Source organism: Pseudomonas simiae, from assembly GCF_000934565.1.
In the GTDB taxonomy this organism is placed as follows: domain Bacteria; phylum Pseudomonadota; class Gammaproteobacteria; order Pseudomonadales; family Pseudomonadaceae; genus Aquipseudomonas; species Aquipseudomonas simiae.
Map to the genome: position 1 here is coordinate 5,823,764 of NZ_CP010896.1, position 15,748 is coordinate 5,839,511.

15 protein-coding genes are annotated in these 15,748 nt (G+C 58.4%); 4 read left to right on the forward strand and 11 right to left on the reverse strand.

Annotated features, from left to right (window positions below; genetic code table 11):
- Positions 1-57: 57 nt before the first annotated feature.
- The 3 genes from PF1751_RS26565 to PF1751_RS26575 all read right to left on the reverse strand — a co-directional run bounded on the left by PF1751_RS26565 (position 58) and on the right by PF1751_RS26575 (position 4,132).
- Positions 58-1,152, reverse strand: a complete 1,095-nt coding sequence (locus PF1751_RS26565; protein ID WP_010207339.1) for a polyamine ABC transporter substrate-binding protein — start codon at positions 1,150-1,152, stop codon at positions 58-60.
- 198 nt (positions 1,153-1,350) lie between these two features.
- A complete protein-coding gene (locus PF1751_RS26570; protein WP_010207340.1) occupies positions 1,351-2,715 on the reverse strand; it encodes an aspartate aminotransferase family protein in 1,365 nt (454 codons plus the stop codon).
- A 58-nt stretch (positions 2,716-2,773) separates the two neighbouring features.
- Positions 2,774-4,132: a glutamine synthetase family protein gene (locus PF1751_RS26575; protein WP_003176780.1), complete on the reverse strand. Its 1,359-nt coding sequence runs from the start codon at positions 4,130-4,132 to the stop codon at positions 2,774-2,776.
- A 597-nt stretch (positions 4,133-4,729) separates the two neighbouring features.
- On the opposite strand from PF1751_RS26575, the gene PF1751_RS26580 reads away from it, so the two are divergent.
- Together PF1751_RS26580 and PF1751_RS26585 are read left to right on the forward strand one after the other, a co-directional pair.
- Positions 4,730-6,106 (forward strand): glutamine synthetase family protein, encoded by a 1,377-nt coding sequence (locus PF1751_RS26580; protein WP_010207341.1) that lies wholly within the window; start codon positions 4,730-4,732, stop codon positions 6,104-6,106.
- 219 nt (positions 6,107-6,325) lie between these two features.
- Entirely contained in the window at positions 6,326-6,967 is a 642-nt protein-coding gene (locus PF1751_RS26585; RefSeq protein ID WP_010207342.1) for a TetR/AcrR family transcriptional regulator, read from the forward strand.
- A 109-nt stretch (positions 6,968-7,076) separates the two neighbouring features.
- Here the strand turns inward: PF1751_RS26585 and PF1751_RS26590 are convergent, their stop codons facing one another.
- The 6 genes from PF1751_RS26590 to ssuE all read right to left on the reverse strand — a co-directional run bounded on the left by PF1751_RS26590 (position 7,077) and on the right by ssuE (position 11,765).
- Entirely contained in the window at positions 7,077-7,292 is a 216-nt protein-coding gene (locus PF1751_RS26590) for a TOBE domain-containing protein (protein ID WP_003213899.1), read from the reverse strand.
- A gap of 28 nt (positions 7,293-7,320) precedes the next feature.
- Complete coding sequence (gene ssuB, locus PF1751_RS26595) at positions 7,321-8,127, reverse strand: aliphatic sulfonates ABC transporter ATP-binding protein (protein ID WP_010207344.1); 807 nt, start codon at positions 8,125-8,127, stop codon at positions 7,321-7,323.
- On the reverse strand, positions 8,124-8,912 hold the full coding sequence (gene ssuC / locus PF1751_RS26600; RefSeq protein ID WP_010207345.1) for an aliphatic sulfonate ABC transporter permease SsuC: 789 nt from the start codon (positions 8,910-8,912) through the stop codon (positions 8,124-8,126). Before ssuC ends, ssuB begins: the two co-directional genes overlap by 4 nt.
- A gap of 9 nt (positions 8,913-8,921) precedes the next feature.
- The gene (ssuD, locus tag PF1751_RS26605) at positions 8,922-10,070 is read right to left on the reverse strand and encodes an FMNH2-dependent alkanesulfonate monooxygenase (protein ID WP_010207346.1); all 1,149 of its coding nucleotides are present in this window, start codon (positions 10,068-10,070) and stop codon (positions 8,922-8,924) included.
- 25 nt (positions 10,071-10,095) lie between these two features.
- Positions 10,096-11,064: a sulfonate ABC transporter substrate-binding protein gene (locus PF1751_RS26610; protein ID WP_010207347.1), complete on the reverse strand. Its 969-nt coding sequence runs from the start codon at positions 11,062-11,064 to the stop codon at positions 10,096-10,098.
- 107 nt (positions 11,065-11,171) lie between these two features.
- Positions 11,172-11,765, reverse strand: coding sequence for an NADPH-dependent FMN reductase (ssuE, locus tag PF1751_RS26615; RefSeq protein ID WP_010207349.1), 594 nt, complete (start codon positions 11,763-11,765; stop codon positions 11,172-11,174).
- On the opposite strand from ssuE, the gene PF1751_RS29055 reads away from it, so the two are divergent.
- Positions 11,764-11,961 carry a hypothetical protein gene (locus PF1751_RS29055; protein WP_137205802.1) on the forward strand — a complete coding sequence of 66 codons (198 nt, stop codon included), beginning with the start codon at positions 11,764-11,766 and terminating at the stop codon, positions 11,959-11,961. The genes ssuE and PF1751_RS29055 overlap by 2 nt on opposite strands.
- A gap of 120 nt (positions 11,962-12,081) precedes the next feature.
- On the opposite strand, the gene PF1751_RS26620 is transcribed toward PF1751_RS29055, so the two are convergent.
- Positions 12,082-12,720 carry a peroxiredoxin gene (locus PF1751_RS26620; protein WP_010207351.1) on the reverse strand — a complete coding sequence of 213 codons (639 nt, stop codon included), beginning with the start codon at positions 12,718-12,720 and terminating at the stop codon, positions 12,082-12,084.
- A 273-nt stretch (positions 12,721-12,993) separates the two neighbouring features.
- Positions 12,994-14,358 (reverse strand): OprD family porin, encoded by a 1,365-nt coding sequence (locus tag PF1751_RS26625; RefSeq protein WP_044288040.1) that lies wholly within the window; start codon positions 14,356-14,358, stop codon positions 12,994-12,996.
- 370 nt (positions 14,359-14,728) lie between these two features.
- On the opposite strand from PF1751_RS26625, the gene tauA reads away from it, so the two are divergent.
- Complete coding sequence (tauA, locus tag PF1751_RS26630) at positions 14,729-15,715, forward strand: taurine ABC transporter substrate-binding protein (protein ID WP_010207354.1); 987 nt, start codon at positions 14,729-14,731, stop codon at positions 15,713-15,715.
- The last annotated feature ends 33 nt before the right edge of the window (positions 15,716-15,748 follow it).

Here is a 15,748-nt window from a genome sequence, read left to right on the forward strand (position 1 = left end):
TGTCATTTAATTGTTTCGATAACCACCGCGCCAGGCGCGGTGGTTAGCAAAGACCGGTTATTTACCGGACTTGATCTTGGTCCAGCTGCGTGTCATTTCACGCTGGGTCGCAGCCGGCAGGTCAGCAATGGCGTAGAGCTTGGCCTGTACGTCCGCTGGTGGGTAGATGCCCGGGTCGCTGGTGATTTCCTTGTCGACCAGTGCGGTGGCTTTCTCGTTACCGTTCGGGAAATGCACGCTGTTGGTGATTTCAGCCATGACTTGCGGCTTGAGCAGGTAGTTCATGAACTTGTAGGCGGCGTCGACGTTCTCGGCATCCTTGGGGATGGCGACCATGTCGAAGAAGCTGCCAGCACCTTCTTTCGGAATGTCGTAGGCCACTTTGACCTTGCCACCGGCTTCAGCCGCACGGGACTTGGCCTGTTCGATGTCACCCGAGTAACCCACGGCCACGCAGATATTGCCGTTGGCCAGGTCGGAGATGTACTTGGACGAGTGGAAGTAGCCGATCGAAGGACGGATTTTCAGGAACAGATCTTCGGCCTGTTTCAGATCAGCTTTCTTCTGCGTGTCGGTTGGCAGGCCCAGGTAATGCAGTGCCACCGGCAGCATTTCGGTCGGCGAATCGAGGAAGCTCACGCCGCAGCTTTTCAGCTTGGCGATGTTCTCTGGCTTGAGCAGCACGTCCCACGAATCGATCTTGTCCACGCCCAGCGCGGCCTTGACCTTCTCCGGGTTGTAGCCGATGCCGATCGAGCCCCACATGTACGGGAAGGCGTGCTTGTTGTCCGGGTCGCTGACCGACACGGCTTTAAGCAGGGACTTGTTCAGGTTGTCGTAGTTGGACAGCTTGGACTTGTCCAGCTCCTGGTAGACACCGGCCTTGATCTGCTTGGCGAGGAAGTTGTTCGACGGTACGACGATGTCGTAACCGGACTTGCCTGCCAGCAACTTGGCCTCCAGGGTTTCGTTGCTGTCGAACACGTCGTACACCACTTTGATGCCGGACTCTTTTTCAAAGTTGGCGATGGTGTCCGGTGCAATGTAGTCGGACCAGTTGTAGACGTGCAGCACTTTGTCGTCTGCCTGGGCCGCGCCCGCCATTGCGCCCATCAGGGACAACGCGAGGAGGGTCTTGCCAGCGTTCTTCAAACCTAATGCCTTCATTTGGTGATGCTCCAATTTTTTCTTTTTTGGGCCACAAGCTTCATATGTTTCGAGGCCCAGCCAAAGGGCAACAAAACAGGGCGACAGTCTGGCAAGTTCAAGGGCCGGCTTTCAACCAAGGCCCTCATATTTCTGACTGCTCAGACGCAGCGCCCGAAAGCCGCTGCGTCCTGAGCCTAGCACTTAGCCCTGCAGTGCCGCCAAAGTCAGGTCCAGGCACTGACGAGCCTTGGTCACCAACTCGTCGATTTCTGCCTTGCTGATCACCAGCGGTGGCGAAATGATCATGGTGTCGCCCACGGCGCGCATGATCAGGCCATTTTCAAAGCAGAACGTACGGCAAATCATGCCAACGCCCTTGCCTTCGTAACGCTTGCGCGTGGCTTTGTCCTGTACCAGTTCAATGGCACCGAGCATACCCACACCACGCACTTCGCCCACCAGCGGATGATCCGCCAATTCCCTCAGACGTTTCTGCAAATACGGTGCCGTTTCGTCGTGCACACGATTAACGATTTTTTCATCACGCATGATGCGGATGTTTTCCAGCGCCACTGCCGCCGCAACCGGGTGACCGGAGTAAGTGAAGCCGTGGTTGAAATCACCGCCCTCGTTGAGGACTTCCACCACTTCATCGCGAACGATCAGGCCGCCCATCGGGATGTAACCCGACGTCAGGCCCTTGGCGATGGTCATCATGTGCGGCTTGAGGTCGTAGAAATCGCTACCGAACCACTCACCGGTGCGGCCGAAACCGCAGATCACTTCGTCGGCAATGAACAGGATGTCGTACTTGGCGAGGATTTCCTTGATGCGCGGCCAGTAGGTCGCAGGCGGCACGATCACGCCACCGGCGCCCTGGATCGGCTCGGCAATAAAGGCACCGACGTTGTCCACGCCCAATTCCAGAATCTTTTCTTCCAACTGGTTGGCGGCCCATACACCGAACTCTTCGGGGCTCATGTCGCCGCCTTCGCCAAACCAGTACGGCTGTGCGATGTGGGTGATGCCCGGGATCGGCAAGTCGCCCTGCTCATGCATATAGGTCATGCCGCCGAGGCTGGCGCCGGCCACCGTGGAGCCGTGGTAGCCATTCTTGCGGCTGATGATGGTTTTCTTGTTTGGCTGGCCCTTGATCGCCCAGTAGTGGCGGACCATACGCAACATGGTGTCGTTGCCTTCGGAGCCGGAACCGGTGAAAAACACGTGGTTCATGCCGGCCGGCGCGATGTCGGAAATGGCTTTTGCCAGCTCCAGCACCGGCGGGTGAGCGGTCTGGAAGAACAGGTTGTAGTACGGCAGTTCTTTCATCTGCTTGGCGGCGGCGTCTGCCAGTTCATCGCGACCGTAACCGATCGCCACGCACCACAGGCCGGCCATGCCGTCGAGGATCTTGTTGCCTTCGCTGTCCCACAGGTAGACGCCGTGGGCTTTGGTGATGATGCGCGGGCCTTTCTCTTTCAACTGCTTGAAGTCGCTGAACGGCGCCAGGTGGTGATCACTGCTCAAGGCTTGCCATTCACGGGTTTGCGGGTTGTTGCTGGACATACCAATCTCCTAGACTTTTCAGGTGAGGGCGCGCCGTGTGAAGGACGCGCCCGGCGCATCAGACGGCGAAGAGCAGGAATTCCCGCTCCCACGAACTGATCACGCGCTTGAAGTTTTCATGCTCGGCCCGCTTGACCGCGACGTAGCCCGTGATGAATTTTTGACCCAGGTATTTTTCGATGGTCTTGCTGTTTTCCATGCGCTCCAAGGCGTCTTCGATGGTCAACGGCAGGCGCAGGTTGCGCCGTTCGTAACCACGACCCACCACCGGCGCGCTCGGGTTATGGCCTTCGACCATGCCGATGTAGCCGCACAACAGGCTGGCGGCGATCGCCAGGTACGGGTTGGCGTCAGCGCCCGGCAGGCGGTTTTCCACGCGACGGTTCTGTGGGCCGGCATCCGGAACACGCAGGCCGACGGTGCGGTTTTCTTCGCCCCACTCCACGTTCACCGGCGCCGAGGTGTCCGGCAGGAAGCGGCGGAACGAGTTCACGTTGGGGGCGAACAGCGGCAGCAATTCAGGGATGAATTTCTGCAGGCCGCCAATGTGGTTGAGGAACAGCTGGCTCATGGTCCCGTCTTCATTGGAGAAGACGTTCTTGCCAGTAGCGATGTCGATGATGCTCTGGTGCAGGTGCATCGCGCTGCCCGGCTCGCCAGTCATCGGCTTGGCCATGAAAGTGGCGGCCACGTCGTGCTTGAGCGCGGCTTCTCGCATGGTGCGCTTGAACACCAGGATCTGGTCGGCCAGGGACAGGGCATCGCCGTGACGGAAATTGATTTCCATCTGCGCGGTGCCGTCTTCGTGGATCAGGGTGTCGAGGTCCAGCTCCTGCAGCTCGCACCAGTCGTAGACGTCTTCGAACAATGGGTCGAATTCGTTGGCGGCTTCTATAGAGAAAGACTGCCGGCCGGTTTCCGGACGGCCGGAACGACCAATCGGCGGTTGCAGCGGGAAGTCCGGGTCTTCACAGCGCTTGGTCAGGTAGAACTCCATCTCCGGCGCCACAATGGGCTGCCAGCCTTTGTCGGCGTAGAGCTTGAGGACTTTCTTGAGCACGTTGCGCGGCGACAGCTCGATCGGGTTGCCTTGCTTGTCGTAGGTGTCGTGGATCACCTGGGCGGTGGGCTCGATGGCCCAGGGCACCAGGAACACCGCGTTCTGGTCGGGGCGGCAGATCATGTCGATGTCGGCCGGGTCGAGCAATTCGTAATAGATATCGTCTTCGACATAGTCGCCGGTCACGGTCTGCAACAGCACGCTCTCGGGCAGGCGCATGCCTTTTTCGGCGATGAACTTGTTGGTCGGCGAGATCTTGCCCCGGGTGATACCGGTGAGGTCGCCAATCATGCATTCGACTTCTGTGATCTTGTGGTCTTTCAACCAATCGGTGAGCTGGTCGAGGTTGTTACTCATAAATGCCTCTGGGCTGGGTTTCCTGGCATCCATTAAAGGCCAGGCGTTGGTTGACGCAGCATCCGCGTCGTTTTTTCATTCAGGGTAGGAGCTTACCTGCCATTTGCTGCTGCGTTGCATTCCTCACGCCAAAGTTGTGCGCAATCTTGAGCAGCAGGCGAGGCGCATGCCGTTCTGTGGCAAATGAGGAGGCAAGAAAGAGGTCGGGCCGGGCGTCAAGAATATTGGCCGGTGCGCGGGCGTTCACGCGGGAGGATTGGACGGGTGACACAGCCTGACTGAAGCAGGCCAAGACGCCGTTGGGCGGCAGGTGACACATGAAGCACCCCGGTATTATTGCTGTTATGGGTTTGAATCGAGCTTAGCCTTGTTCATTTTTTTACACAACACCCCCGTAAAAAATACAACACGGCCCGCTCAAGCCTGCGAGTCCCAAGCCCTTCAAACCCAAAAAACCGCCCCAAAAAGCCCCAAAAAAGCCTTCGTGGCGCTTTTTTAGGGCAAAAAAGGCCTCGCTTGACTTCGGCATGCCGTTCGGGTTGACTGAAACCAGAAAAGATCAATGATTGATATTTTTAACAACAAAGGTGTTGCATCATGTCGGTACCCCCGCGTGCCGTTCAGCTTAACGAAGCGAACGCGTTCCTTAAGGATCATCCTGAGGTTCTGTACGTAGACCTTCTAATTGCGGATATGAATGGTGTGGTGCGCGGCAAGCGCATCGAACGCACCAGCCTCCACAAGGTTTACGAGAAGGGCATTAACCTGCCTGCCTCTTTATTTGCCCTGGATATCAACGGCTCTACGGTGGAAAGCACCGGCCTGGGCCTGGACATCGGTGATGCTGACCGAATCTGTTATCCAATCCCCGACACCCTGTGCAATGAACCTTGGCAAAAGCGCCCTACCGCGCAATTGTTGATGACCATGCACGAACTTGAAGGTGAACCTTTCTTCGCCGATCCGCGCGAAGTGCTCCGCCAAGTTGTAAGCAAATTTGACGACCTCGGTCTGACCATCTGCGCCGCCTTCGAGCTTGAGTTCTACCTGATCGACCAGGAGAACGTGAACGGCCGCCCACAACCGCCCCGCTCGCCTATCTCCGGCAAACGCCCGCACTCGACACAGGTCTACCTGATCGACGACCTCGACGAATACGTCGACTGCCTCCAGGACATTCTGGAAGGTGCAAAAGAGCAAGGCATCCCGGCCGACGCCATCGTCAAGGAAAGTGCCCCGGCGCAGTTCGAAGTGAACCTGCACCACGTGGCCGACCCGATCAAGGCTTGCGACTACGCGGTGCTGCTCAAGCGCCTGATCAAGAACATCGCCTACGACCATGAGATGGACACTACCTTCATGGCCAAGCCTTACCCAGGCCAGGCAGGCAACGGTTTGCACGTGCACATTTCGATCCTGGACAAAGACGGCAAGAACATCTTTGCCAGCGAGGATCCCGAGCAGAACGCCGCATTGCGTCACGCGATCGGCGGTGTGCTGGAGACCCTACCCGCCCAAATGGCGTTCCTGTGCCCCAACGTCAACTCCTACCGTCGTTTCGGCGCACAATTCTACGTGCCGAACTCGCCGTGCTGGGGCCTGGACAACCGTACCGTGGCGATCCGCGTACCGACCGGCTCGTCCGACGCGGTGCGTATCGAACACCGCGTGGCCGGCGCCGACGCCAACCCTTACCTGCTGATGGCTTCGGTCCTGGCAGGCGTGCACCACGGCCTGACCAACAAGATCGAGCCGAACGCACCGGTGGAAGGCAACAGCTACGAGCAGAACGAACAGAGCCTGCCGAACAACCTGCGCGATGCCCTGCGTGAGTTGGACGACAGCGAGGTGATGGCCAAGTACATCGATCCTAAGTACATCGATATCTTCGTCGCCTGTAAGGAAAGTGAGCTGGAGGAGTTCGAACACTCCATCTCCGACCTTGAGTACAACTGGTACCTGCATACCGTTTAAACGGTTGCTGCAAAAAAACGCCGCAGACCTTAGGGGTTTGCGGCGTTTTTTTGTGTTTTTTTCAGTTAGATCGAGTTGGCTTCATCGCAGGCAAGCCAGCTCCCACATTCGAATGTATTCACAGATCAAAATGTGGGAGCTGGCTTGCCTGCGATGGCGGCCCGGCAGACAACACACCTTCCTGCTCATACAATGCCCGCTGCCTTGTTGGAGACTTCCATGACCACCCGCCCCGCCGCCCCTCGCAAACCCCGCGCTCGCAGCCAGGCCCGGATCGACGCGATCCTCGACGCTGCCCGCACTTTGCTGGCTGCCGAAGGCGTGGCGGGTTTGTCGATCTACAGCGTGGCCGAGCGGGCGCAGATCCCACCGTCGTCGGTGTATCACTTCTTCGCCAGCGTGCCCGCATTGCTGGAGGCGTTGACCGCTGACGTGCACGCCGCTTTCCGGGCAGCCATCCAGGCGCCCATCGAGCATGACTCACTCAAACACTGGCGCGACCTGTCCTACATCGTCGAGCAGCGCATGCTCACTATCTATGATCATGACGCCGCCGCGCGCCAGTTGATCCTCGCGCAGCACGGGCTTACCGAAGTGACCCAGGCCGACCGTCAGCATGACCTGGAACTGGGTGACTTGATGCTCACCGTGTTCAACCGTCACTTTGAAGTGCCGACATTGCCCAGCGATGTGGACGTGTTTGCCTTGGCGCTGGAGTTGAGCGACCGCGTGTATGCGCGCTCGGTGCATCAGCATGGGCTGATTACGCCACGCATGGCGGATGAAGGGATGCGGGTGTTTGATGCGTATGTGGGGCTTTATTTACCGGCGTATTTGCCTAAGCGGCCGGCTGCGCACTAAGTCTTGTACCGATTGGGGCGGCCTCTTCGCGAGCAAGCCCGTTCACACATCAAAATGTGGGAGCGGGCTTGCTCGCGAAGGCGATCTCGAAAGCGACAACGATCCTCGATCACAACTTGGCGATCGACACCTCGGTGGACTTCACAAAGGCAATCACTTCGCTGCCAATCACCAGCTCCAGCTCTTTGACCGAACGGGTGGTGATCACGGAAGTGACGATGCCGGAAGCGGTCTGCACGTCGATCTCCGACAGCACGTCGCCTTCGACGATTTCTTTGATGGTGCCTTTGAACTGGTTACGCACGTTGATAGCTTTAATAGTCATGTCGTTCTCTCTTCATGGGACAAGTGAGTTATTGAGCCCAGCGCAATTGCGTAGGCAGCGGTGAAACAGGTTCGGGTTCCGGCGGTGAGCCCGGCAGGGACAACACACGGTTGAGCACTTCGGCTTCCAGCGCGGCCAGGCGATGTGATCCCCGGGCACGTGGGCGTGGCAGGTCGACGATAAGGTCCAAACCGATTTCACCGTCTTCGATCAGGATCACCCGGTCGGCAATCGCCACGGCTTCACTGACATCGTGGGTGACCAGCAACACGGTGAAACCGTGCTTCTGCCACAGGTTTTCGATCAGTTGCTGCATCTCGATACGGGTCAAGGCATCCAGCGCGCCCAACGGCTCATCCAACAGCAACAAACGCGGTTGATGGATGAGCGCGCGGGCCAGGGCCACGCGTTGCTTCTGCCCGCCGGACAGCGCCGCCGGCCATTCATTGGCACGTTCAGCCAGGCCGACCGCTTCCAAGGCTTCCAGCGCTTTGGGGCGCCAGTCGCCTTTAAGCCCCAGCCCCACGTTGTCGATGATCTTCTTCCACGGCAGCAGCCGTGCTTCCTGGAACATTAGCCGCGTGTCTTCAATCGCTTCGCTCAATGGCGCGGAACCGGCCAGCAGCTCGCCGCCGCTGGCCTTATCCAGACCGGCCAGCAGGCGCAGCAAGGTACTTTTGCCGCAACCGCTGCGCCCGACCACCGCCACGAATTGGCCGGCCGGAATATGCAGGTCGATGTCCTTGAGCACTTCGCGCGCGCCAAAGGCCTTGCGCAACTTGCGTACCGCCAGGGGAATGCCCTTCAGCAGGCGCGGGGGTTGTTGAGCTGTCATGCCACACCGCCTTTGTTCACTTGATACGCCGGGTGCCAACGCAGCCATACACGCTCCAGGCCACGAGCCGCCAGGTCCGCGAGTTTGCCGAGGATGGCGTACATGACGATGGCCAGTACCACCACATCGGTTTGCAGGAATTCACGGGCGTTCATCGCCAGATAACCGATACCGGCACTGGCCGAGATGGTTTCCGCCACGATCAGCGTCAGCCACATGAAGCCCAGGGCAAAGCGCACGCCCACCAGGATCGACGGCAGCGCGCCCGGCAGGATCACCTGGCGGAACAGGCTGAACCCGGACAAGCCATAGCTGCGCGACATTTCCACCAGTGCCGGATCAACGTTGCGGATGCCGTGATAGGTGTTGAGGTAGATCGGGAACAGCGTGCCGAGGGCGACCAGGAAAATCTTCGCCGTCTCGTCAATGCCGAACCACAGGATCACCAGCGGGATCAGTGCCAGGTGCGGCACGTTACGGATCATCTGCACCGAGCTGTCCAGCAGGCGTTCGCCCCACTTCGACAGGCCGGTGATGAAGCCAAGGGCCAGGCCGATGCTGCCACCGATCAGGAAACCCAGGCCGGCACGCCAGCCACTGATGGCCAGGTGGGTCCAGATTTCGCCGCTGGCGACCAGGTTGATACCGGCTTCAATCACTGCGCTGGGGGCCGGCAGGATACGGGTCGACAACCAGCCCGCCGATACCGACAACTGCCACACCACCAGCAATAGAACCGGCAGTACCCAGGGCGCCACACGGTGGCTCAATTTTTCATAGTTCATGGCGCTGCCTTAGCTCTGTGACGCAGCTTTGGGAAGGATGTCGTTGGCGACCATCTCGCCAAACGGGCTCACGTAGCCGGCGCTTTTCGGCAGCTCGGGACGCTCGATATCCAGGTGGGGAAACAGCAGCTCCGCGACGCGATACGATTCTTCCAGGTGTGGATAACCGGAGAAGATAAAGGTGTCGATGCCCAGCGCTGCGTACTCCTTCACGCGTGCCGCCACCGTTGGGCCATCGCCCACCAGCGCGGTGCCCGCACCGCCACGGACCAGGCCGACGCCGGCCCACAGGTTGGGGCTGACTTCGAGGTTGTCGCGGTTACCACCATGCAAGGCGGCCATGCGCTGCTGGCCGACGGAATCGAAACGCGCCAGGGAGGCCTGGGCACGGGCGATGGTGTCGTCGTCCAGATGGGAGATCAGTTTGTCGGCGGCTTTCCACGCTTCATCGTTGGTTTCACGCACGATCACATGCAGGCGAATACCGAAGCGCACGGTGCGTCCGAGTTTTGCGGCCTTGGCCCGCACCTGTTCGATTTTTTCCGCGACGGCCGCCGGCGGCTCGCCCCAGGTCAGCACCATTTCCACCTGCTCGGCTGCCAGGTCCTGGGCCGCTTCGGAAGAACCACCGAAGTACAGCGGCGGGCGCGGTTGCTGGATCGGCGGGTAAAGCAGCTTGGCGCCTTTGACGCGGATGTGCTCGCCGTCGTAATCCACGGTTTCGCCTTCCAGCACACGGCGCCAGATACGGGTGAATTCCACCGAGGCCTGGTAGCGCTCTTCGTGGCTGAGGAACAAGCCGTCACCGGCCAGTTCTTCCGGATCACCGCCGGTGACCAGATTAAACAACGCACGGCCACCGGACAGACGATCCAGGGTTGCTGCCTGACGCGCCGCTACCGTCGGGGAAATGATCCCGGGGCGCAGTGCGACAAGGAATTTCAGACGCTGGGTCACCGGGATCAGCGAGGCGGCCACCAGCCACGAGTCTTCGCAGGAGCGCCCGGTAGGGATCAGCACCCCGCCGAAACCCAGGCGATCAGCGGCCTGGGCCACTTGCTGCAGGTAACCGTGGTCAACGGCGCGAGCGCCTTCGGCAGTGCCAAGGTAATGGCCGTCGCCGTGGGTAGGCAGGAACCAGAAAATAGTGAGGCTCATGGAGTTGTCTCCTGAAGAAGTCGCATTACGGCGCTGTGGCCACGGCGGCGGGTGGCGTCCAGATCACGTCCTTGATGTTCAAGGGCTTGGGGATCAGTTTGAGTTGGTAGAAGCTGTCGGCGATCTTCTGCTGGGCAGCCACCACTTCAGGGGTCAGGAACAGTGCACCGTAGCCTTGGCGTTTCACCGAGGTCAGGGTGATGTCAGCCGGCAGGCCAAGCAGCGGCGCCACTTGTTCAGTCACTTCCTGTGGGTTGGCCTTGGACCATTCGCCCACGGCGCGTACCTCCTCCACCAGCGCCTTGATCACTTCGGGGTGCTGTTGGGCGTATGGCTTTGTCGCCAGGTAGAACTGGTGATTGTCGGCGATGCCGGTGCCATCACGCAGGGTGCGGGCTTGCAGTTGTTTTTCGGCGGCGGCCTGGTACGGGTCCCAGATGACCCAGGCGTCCACGCTGCCACGCTCGAAGGCGGCACGGGCATCGGCGGGCGGCAGGAACACGGCCTGCACGTCGGTGTATTTCAAGCCGGCATCTTCCAAGGCACGTACCAACAGGTAATGCACGTTGGAGCCTTTGTTGAGCACGACTTTCTTGCCCTTGAGCTCAGCCACGGATTTGATCGGTGAATCTTTCGGCACCAGGATCGCTTCGCTGGTCGGTGCAGGCGGCTCGTAGGCCACGTAGAGCAAGTCGGCACCGGCTGCCTGGGCGAAGACCGGTGGGGTTTCGCCGGTCACGCCGAAGTCGATGGAGCCGACGTTCAAGCCTTCCAGCAATTGCGGGCCGCCAGGGAACTCAGTCCACTGCACGTTCACGCCTTGGGCAGCCAAACGTTTTTCCAACGTGCCCTTGGCCTTGAGCAGCACCAGCGTGCCGTACTTCTGATAACCGATCCGCAAGGTCTCGGCGGCTTGAGCTTGAACAATGGCGCCGAAGGACACAGCCGCAGCAAACAGTGCGACCAGACCACGACGCAAGATGACAGTGCGCATGGCGCTCTCTCCAAATAATGCGTTTAGGGGGTTGGCTGCACCTGCTTGGCCGTTGGCGGCTGAGTAAGGTGAGTTTTTTACATTTCGGTTTTACATTTCGGTGTGGCTTAAATGCTCCAGCGAGCACTCAACAAACGTTCATTCAACACGTGAGGGTCCAGCGGTTTCGGGCGACGGGCCATGGCGTCGTACAGCGTCTCCAGTGCCTCGTGCAAACGGTGTTCGAGTACCGGCACCAGTTGTGCCTGGGCACTGCCTTCGCCGTAAGCGATCTGACTGTCCTCGGCAAAGATACCGTGGAGCAACTCCTGTGCCTTCAGCGCCGACAGCACCGGCTTCAAGGCATAGTCCACGGCCAGCATGTGGGCGATGCTGCCACCCGTGGCCATCGGCAACACGACCTTGTGGGCCAGGGCGCGCTCGGGCAGCAGGTCCAACACGGTTTTCAGCGCGCCGGAGAACGAAGCCTTGTACACCGGCGTGGCGATCACCAGGCCATCTGCATTAGCCACTTGTTGCAGCAGGTCGATGACCTTGGGACTGTCGAAGCGCGCATGCAGCAGGTCTTCAGCCGGGAAATCCCGTATCTGGTAACTCACCACTTCGACGCCTTTTTCTTGCAACCACTGACGGGTTTTATCCAGCAGCACCCCTGAGCGGGAGCGCTGGCTGGGACTGCCTCCAAGTGTTACGACCAACATGCAGGAATTCCTTGCGCAGGTGTCAGCGGTTCGCTGTGTGGCGATAGCGCCAAGATGGAACAGACCTTATCAGCTGATTTATATATCTATAAATCTTATTTTTTCATTTGTTTATTCCTTAAAGAAATATGCAGATGATGAATCACCGGACGAAAAAAAAGGCCGTAAAAACGGCCTGAAAACCCCTGCTGTGTGAGCCTTGAAATGCGATTTACATGTGGGAGCGGGCTTGCTCGCGAAAGCGGTGTGTCATTAAAGGATGCATCGACTGACAGCCTGCCTTCGCGAGCAAGCTCGCTCCCACATTGGGCCTGCGTTAACGATTCGGCTGAGGGGTAAGCCGCAGATACGGCTTCACCGCCCGGTAACCCTTCGGAAAGCGCTGCTTGATCTCGTCCTCATCCTTGAGCGACGGCACGATCACCACCTCATCACCGTCCTGCCAGTTGGCGGGCGTGGCGACCTTGTGGTTGTCGGTCAGTTGCAGCGAGTCGATGACGCGCAGGATTTCGTGGAAGTTGCGGCCGGTGCTGGCCGGGTAGGTGATGGTCAGGCGGATCTTCTTGTTCGGGTCGATCACGAACAAGGAACGCACGGTGAGGGTGTCACTGGCGTTGGGGTGGATCAGGTCGTACAGGTCGGACACTTTACGGTCGGCGTCGGCCAGGATCGGAAAGTTGACGACCGTGTTCTGGGTTTCGTTGATGTCTTCGATCCACTTGTGGTGCGAGTCCACCGGGTCAACCGACAGGGCGATAGCCTTGACGCCGCGCTTGGCGAATTCGTCCTTGAGCTTGGCGGTGAAACCCAGCTCGGTGGTGCACACCGGGGTAAAGTCCGCCGGGTGGGAAAACAACACACCCCAGCTATCGCCCAGCCACTCGTGGAAACGAATTTTGCCGGCGCTGGAATCCTGTTCGAAGTCGGGGGCGATATCGCCCAGTCTTAGGCTCATGGTGTGGCTCCTGATGAGTGCTTATGGAACCCACTGTGCATGGTTTGCGGATTATTTAAAAAGAATAAATATCGATTTATCTAGACGATAAAGGAATATTAAAAATCTGTTCATTGGACGTAGGCAAAGGCGAAGAGCAACATCGTTTCCAAGGTTCGAGAAGGCCTTGAGACGCTGTACAAAGAGGGGTTCAGGAAGGGCTTGCGGGGGTTTAGCCCGACTTGAACGGCAAGACACCCTGCCCGGCGTTGCGCCGGGCAAGGTTTTACAGGCTTACAACAGCGGGATCGAGTAGCTGACGATCAGACGGTTTTCGTCTTGATCACGCGCGCCAGCGATGTCGGTGCGCCACATAGCGTTCTTCCACGCCACGCCGAGGTTTTTCAGCGGACCTTCTGGAATCACGTAGGCAACGGTGATGTCACGTTCCCACTCGGACTGACCGTTGAACTGTGTACGAGAAGCGGTGTTAGCTACGGTGTCGATGTCGCTGCCTTTGAGGTAGACAACACCGGCGGTCAGACCAGGAACGCCAACCTTGGCGAAGTCATAAGCGTAGCGAGCTTGCCAGGTACGTTCGCCGGCACGGGCAAACTTCTGGATCTGCATGTCAGTGGTCAGGTAAGCCGACGAACCGTCGCCCTGGTTCAACCAAGGGAAGTCGCTGCTGCCGTTGCTGACTTGATAACCACCACCGAAGGTGTGACCGGCAACGGTGTACAGGAACAGGCCGCTGTACAGATTGTTGTCGACCTTGCCCTTACCGGCGCGGAAGCCTTGGTAGTTGCCAGTGGTGAAGTAAGCGGATTCGTTACCGTTGGCGCCATCATCGGAGCTGTTGAAGTAACGCAGATCAGACTTCAAAACACCCGGGCCGATAGCCCAGTTGTGGGTCAGACCCAGGAAGTGCTGCTTGTAGAAGTCTTCCAGATTGCCGTAGTAATACTGGGCAGTCAGGTCTTTGGTGATCTTGTAGTCACCACCGGCGTAGATGAATTTGTTGCTGTCACGCCAGGTAGCGCCACGGCTGTTAGCACCCGACAACGACAGGTTTTCGTTGCTGCTGGAGTTACGGCCCTTGGCTTTTTCGATCTGACCGCCGACCAGCGTCAGGTCCTTGATATCGTTGGTAGTGATCTGGCCACCCTGGAACGTCTGTGGCAACAGACGACCATCGTTGGTGATGATCACAGGCAACTTAGGCTGCAAGGTACCCAGCTTCAGTTCGGTCTGAGAGATCTTGGCTTTGGCCGTCAAACCCAGGCTGGAGTAGTCATTAACGGCCTTGCCGTTATGCTCGCTAGGGAAGATGGTGCCGCCGTAGGAGCCTGGGTTGGCGCCGCTTGGCTTGGTGGCGCCGTTGGTGCCGCCGCCCGAATCCAGGCGAACACCCAGCAGGCCAATAGCATCAACACCGAAGCCAACAGTGCCTTGGGTATAACCGGAGATGAAACGCAGATCGAAGCCTTGACCCCATTCTTCGTTCTTGTTCGCGCCGGTACCGTTACGGTTGTCGGTATTGATGTAAAAGTTACGCAGACCCAGTGTTGCTTTACTGTCTTCAACGAAACCGACAGCGCCTGCTTGCTGAGCGATTGCGCCCAGGGCTACAGCCAGTGCCAAGGTGGACTTCTTCATGTACCGCTCCTCTCATTTCTAATTTTTGTATTTCTTTGGTCTCGGGTCTGACGCCCTCGATCCACAGATGCGCGATTAGCGCCAGATAGTGACTACCAAGTCAATCGTAACCTTGTATGTCTACTACCTTCGTCTAATCGCAGTTGATTTGGTCCCTGCAGGGTAATGAGTTTTTCATACACCCAAAAAGAATTATTTCATTCTTTTTCATACGATTTGGGAATAAGTCTTTCCATGATGCGGGCCTGTCAGGTTAGACGAACCGCTCCATAAGCTAATTCCTAAAGGGTATTTGTTAGCGCTTTTTTAGATCGATTAGTGTGACCGTACAGTTGCATACGTCACCCACGATCAAAAAGGCGACGCCATCATGGCCAAACGCACATCCTCCCGTCAATTTGTTACAGTTTTTGTGTCACTAATACTTTCTTTTGGTGTCAAAGCGGCCGATTTAACCATCGGCTACCAAACCGGCATCGATCCCAGCAAAGTCCCACAGGCCGACGGCCTCTATGAGAAGGCCATCGGCGAGAAAATCGCCTGGCGCCGTTTCAACAGTGGGCCGGAAGTCGTAACCGCTATTGCCTCAGGCGATGTGCAGATTGGCAATCTCGGTTCCAGCCCCCTCGCGGCAGCGGCTTCTCGCAATCTACCCATCGTCGCGTTCATCGTATCGGCCCAGATCAATACTTCTGAAGCATTGGTGGTGCGTAACGGCAGCCACATTGACGCACCCAAGGATCTGATCGGCAAAACCATCGCTACGCCATTTGTTTCAACCTCGCATTACAGCCTGCTCGGCGCACTGAAGCACTGGGGCCTGGACACCAGGCAAGTCAAGGTGGTGAACCTGCAACCGGCCGAAATTGCCGCCGCGTGGAAACGCGGCGATATCGACGGTGCATTCGTGTGGTCGCCGGCCCTGGGCGAAATCCGCAAGACCGGCAAGACCCTGACAGACGCGGCCCAGGTGGGTCAGTGGGGCGCGCCGACGTTTGAAGTGTGGGTGGCGCGCAAGGATTTTGCGGAAAAACATCCTGACATAGTGGCCAAGTTTGCCAAGGTTACGCTGGATTCATTTGCCGAGTATGCGGCCCATAAGGACGGCTGGACCGTGGATTCCGAGCCGGTCCAGAAAATCGCGAAACTGACAGGCTCAAATGCTGTGGACATTCCTGAACTGCTCGCCGGGACGACGTTCCCAGACGCGCAAGCACAGCAAACCGATGCGCTGCTTAAAGGCGGGACAGCAACGGCGATTGGGGAGACGGCGAAGTTCTTGAAGGAACAAGGGAAGGTTGAAACGGTATTGCCGGATTACTCGGCCTTCGTGACCGACACATTTATCTCGAAATAAATGCGCTCCCTGTGGGAGCTGGCTTGCCTGCGA

What these genes read in the sequence shown, in the direction of transcription:
- ssuD (WP_010207346.1), bottom strand. Translation starts at nt 10,070, where the DNA reads ATGAGCCTCACTATTTTCTGGTTCCTGCCTACCCACGGCGACGGCCAT.
- tauA (WP_010207354.1), top strand. Translation starts at nt 14,729, where the DNA reads ATGGCCAAACGCACATCCTCCCGTCAATTTGTTACAGTTTTTGTGTCA.
- ssuC (WP_010207345.1), bottom strand. Translation starts at nt 8,912, where the DNA reads ATGAACTATGAAAAATTGAGCCACCGTGTGGCGCCCTGGGTACTGCCG.
- PF1751_RS26620 (WP_010207351.1), bottom strand. Translation starts at nt 12,720, where the DNA reads ATGAGCCTAAGACTGGGCGATATCGCCCCCGACTTCGAACAGGATTCC.
- PF1751_RS26575 (WP_003176780.1), bottom strand. Translation starts at nt 4,132, where the DNA reads ATGAGTAACAACCTCGACCAGCTCACCGATTGGTTGAAAGACCACAAG.
- PF1751_RS26590 (WP_003213899.1), bottom strand. Translation starts at nt 7,292, where the DNA reads ATGACTATTAAAGCTATCAACGTGCGTAACCAGTTCAAAGGCACCATC.
- ssuE (WP_010207349.1), bottom strand. Translation starts at nt 11,765, where the DNA reads ATGTTGGTCGTAACACTTGGAGGCAGTCCCAGCCAGCGCTCCCGCTCA.
- ssuB (WP_010207344.1), bottom strand. Translation starts at nt 8,127, where the DNA reads ATGACAGCTCAACAACCCCCGCGCCTGCTGAAGGGCATTCCCCTGGCG.
- PF1751_RS26570 (WP_010207340.1), bottom strand. Translation starts at nt 2,715, where the DNA reads ATGTCCAGCAACAACCCGCAAACCCGTGAATGGCAAGCCTTGAGCAGT.
- PF1751_RS29055 (WP_137205802.1), top strand. Translation starts at nt 11,764, where the DNA reads ATGCAGGAATTCCTTGCGCAGGTGTCAGCGGTTCGCTGTGTGGCGATA.
- PF1751_RS26625 (WP_044288040.1), bottom strand. Translation starts at nt 14,358, where the DNA reads ATGAAGAAGTCCACCTTGGCACTGGCTGTAGCCCTGGGCGCAATCGCT.
- PF1751_RS26585 (WP_010207342.1), top strand. Translation starts at nt 6,326, where the DNA reads ATGACCACCCGCCCCGCCGCCCCTCGCAAACCCCGCGCTCGCAGCCAG.
- PF1751_RS26580 (WP_010207341.1), top strand. Translation starts at nt 4,730, where the DNA reads ATGTCGGTACCCCCGCGTGCCGTTCAGCTTAACGAAGCGAACGCGTTC.
- PF1751_RS26610 (WP_010207347.1), bottom strand. Translation starts at nt 11,064, where the DNA reads ATGCGCACTGTCATCTTGCGTCGTGGTCTGGTCGCACTGTTTGCTGCG.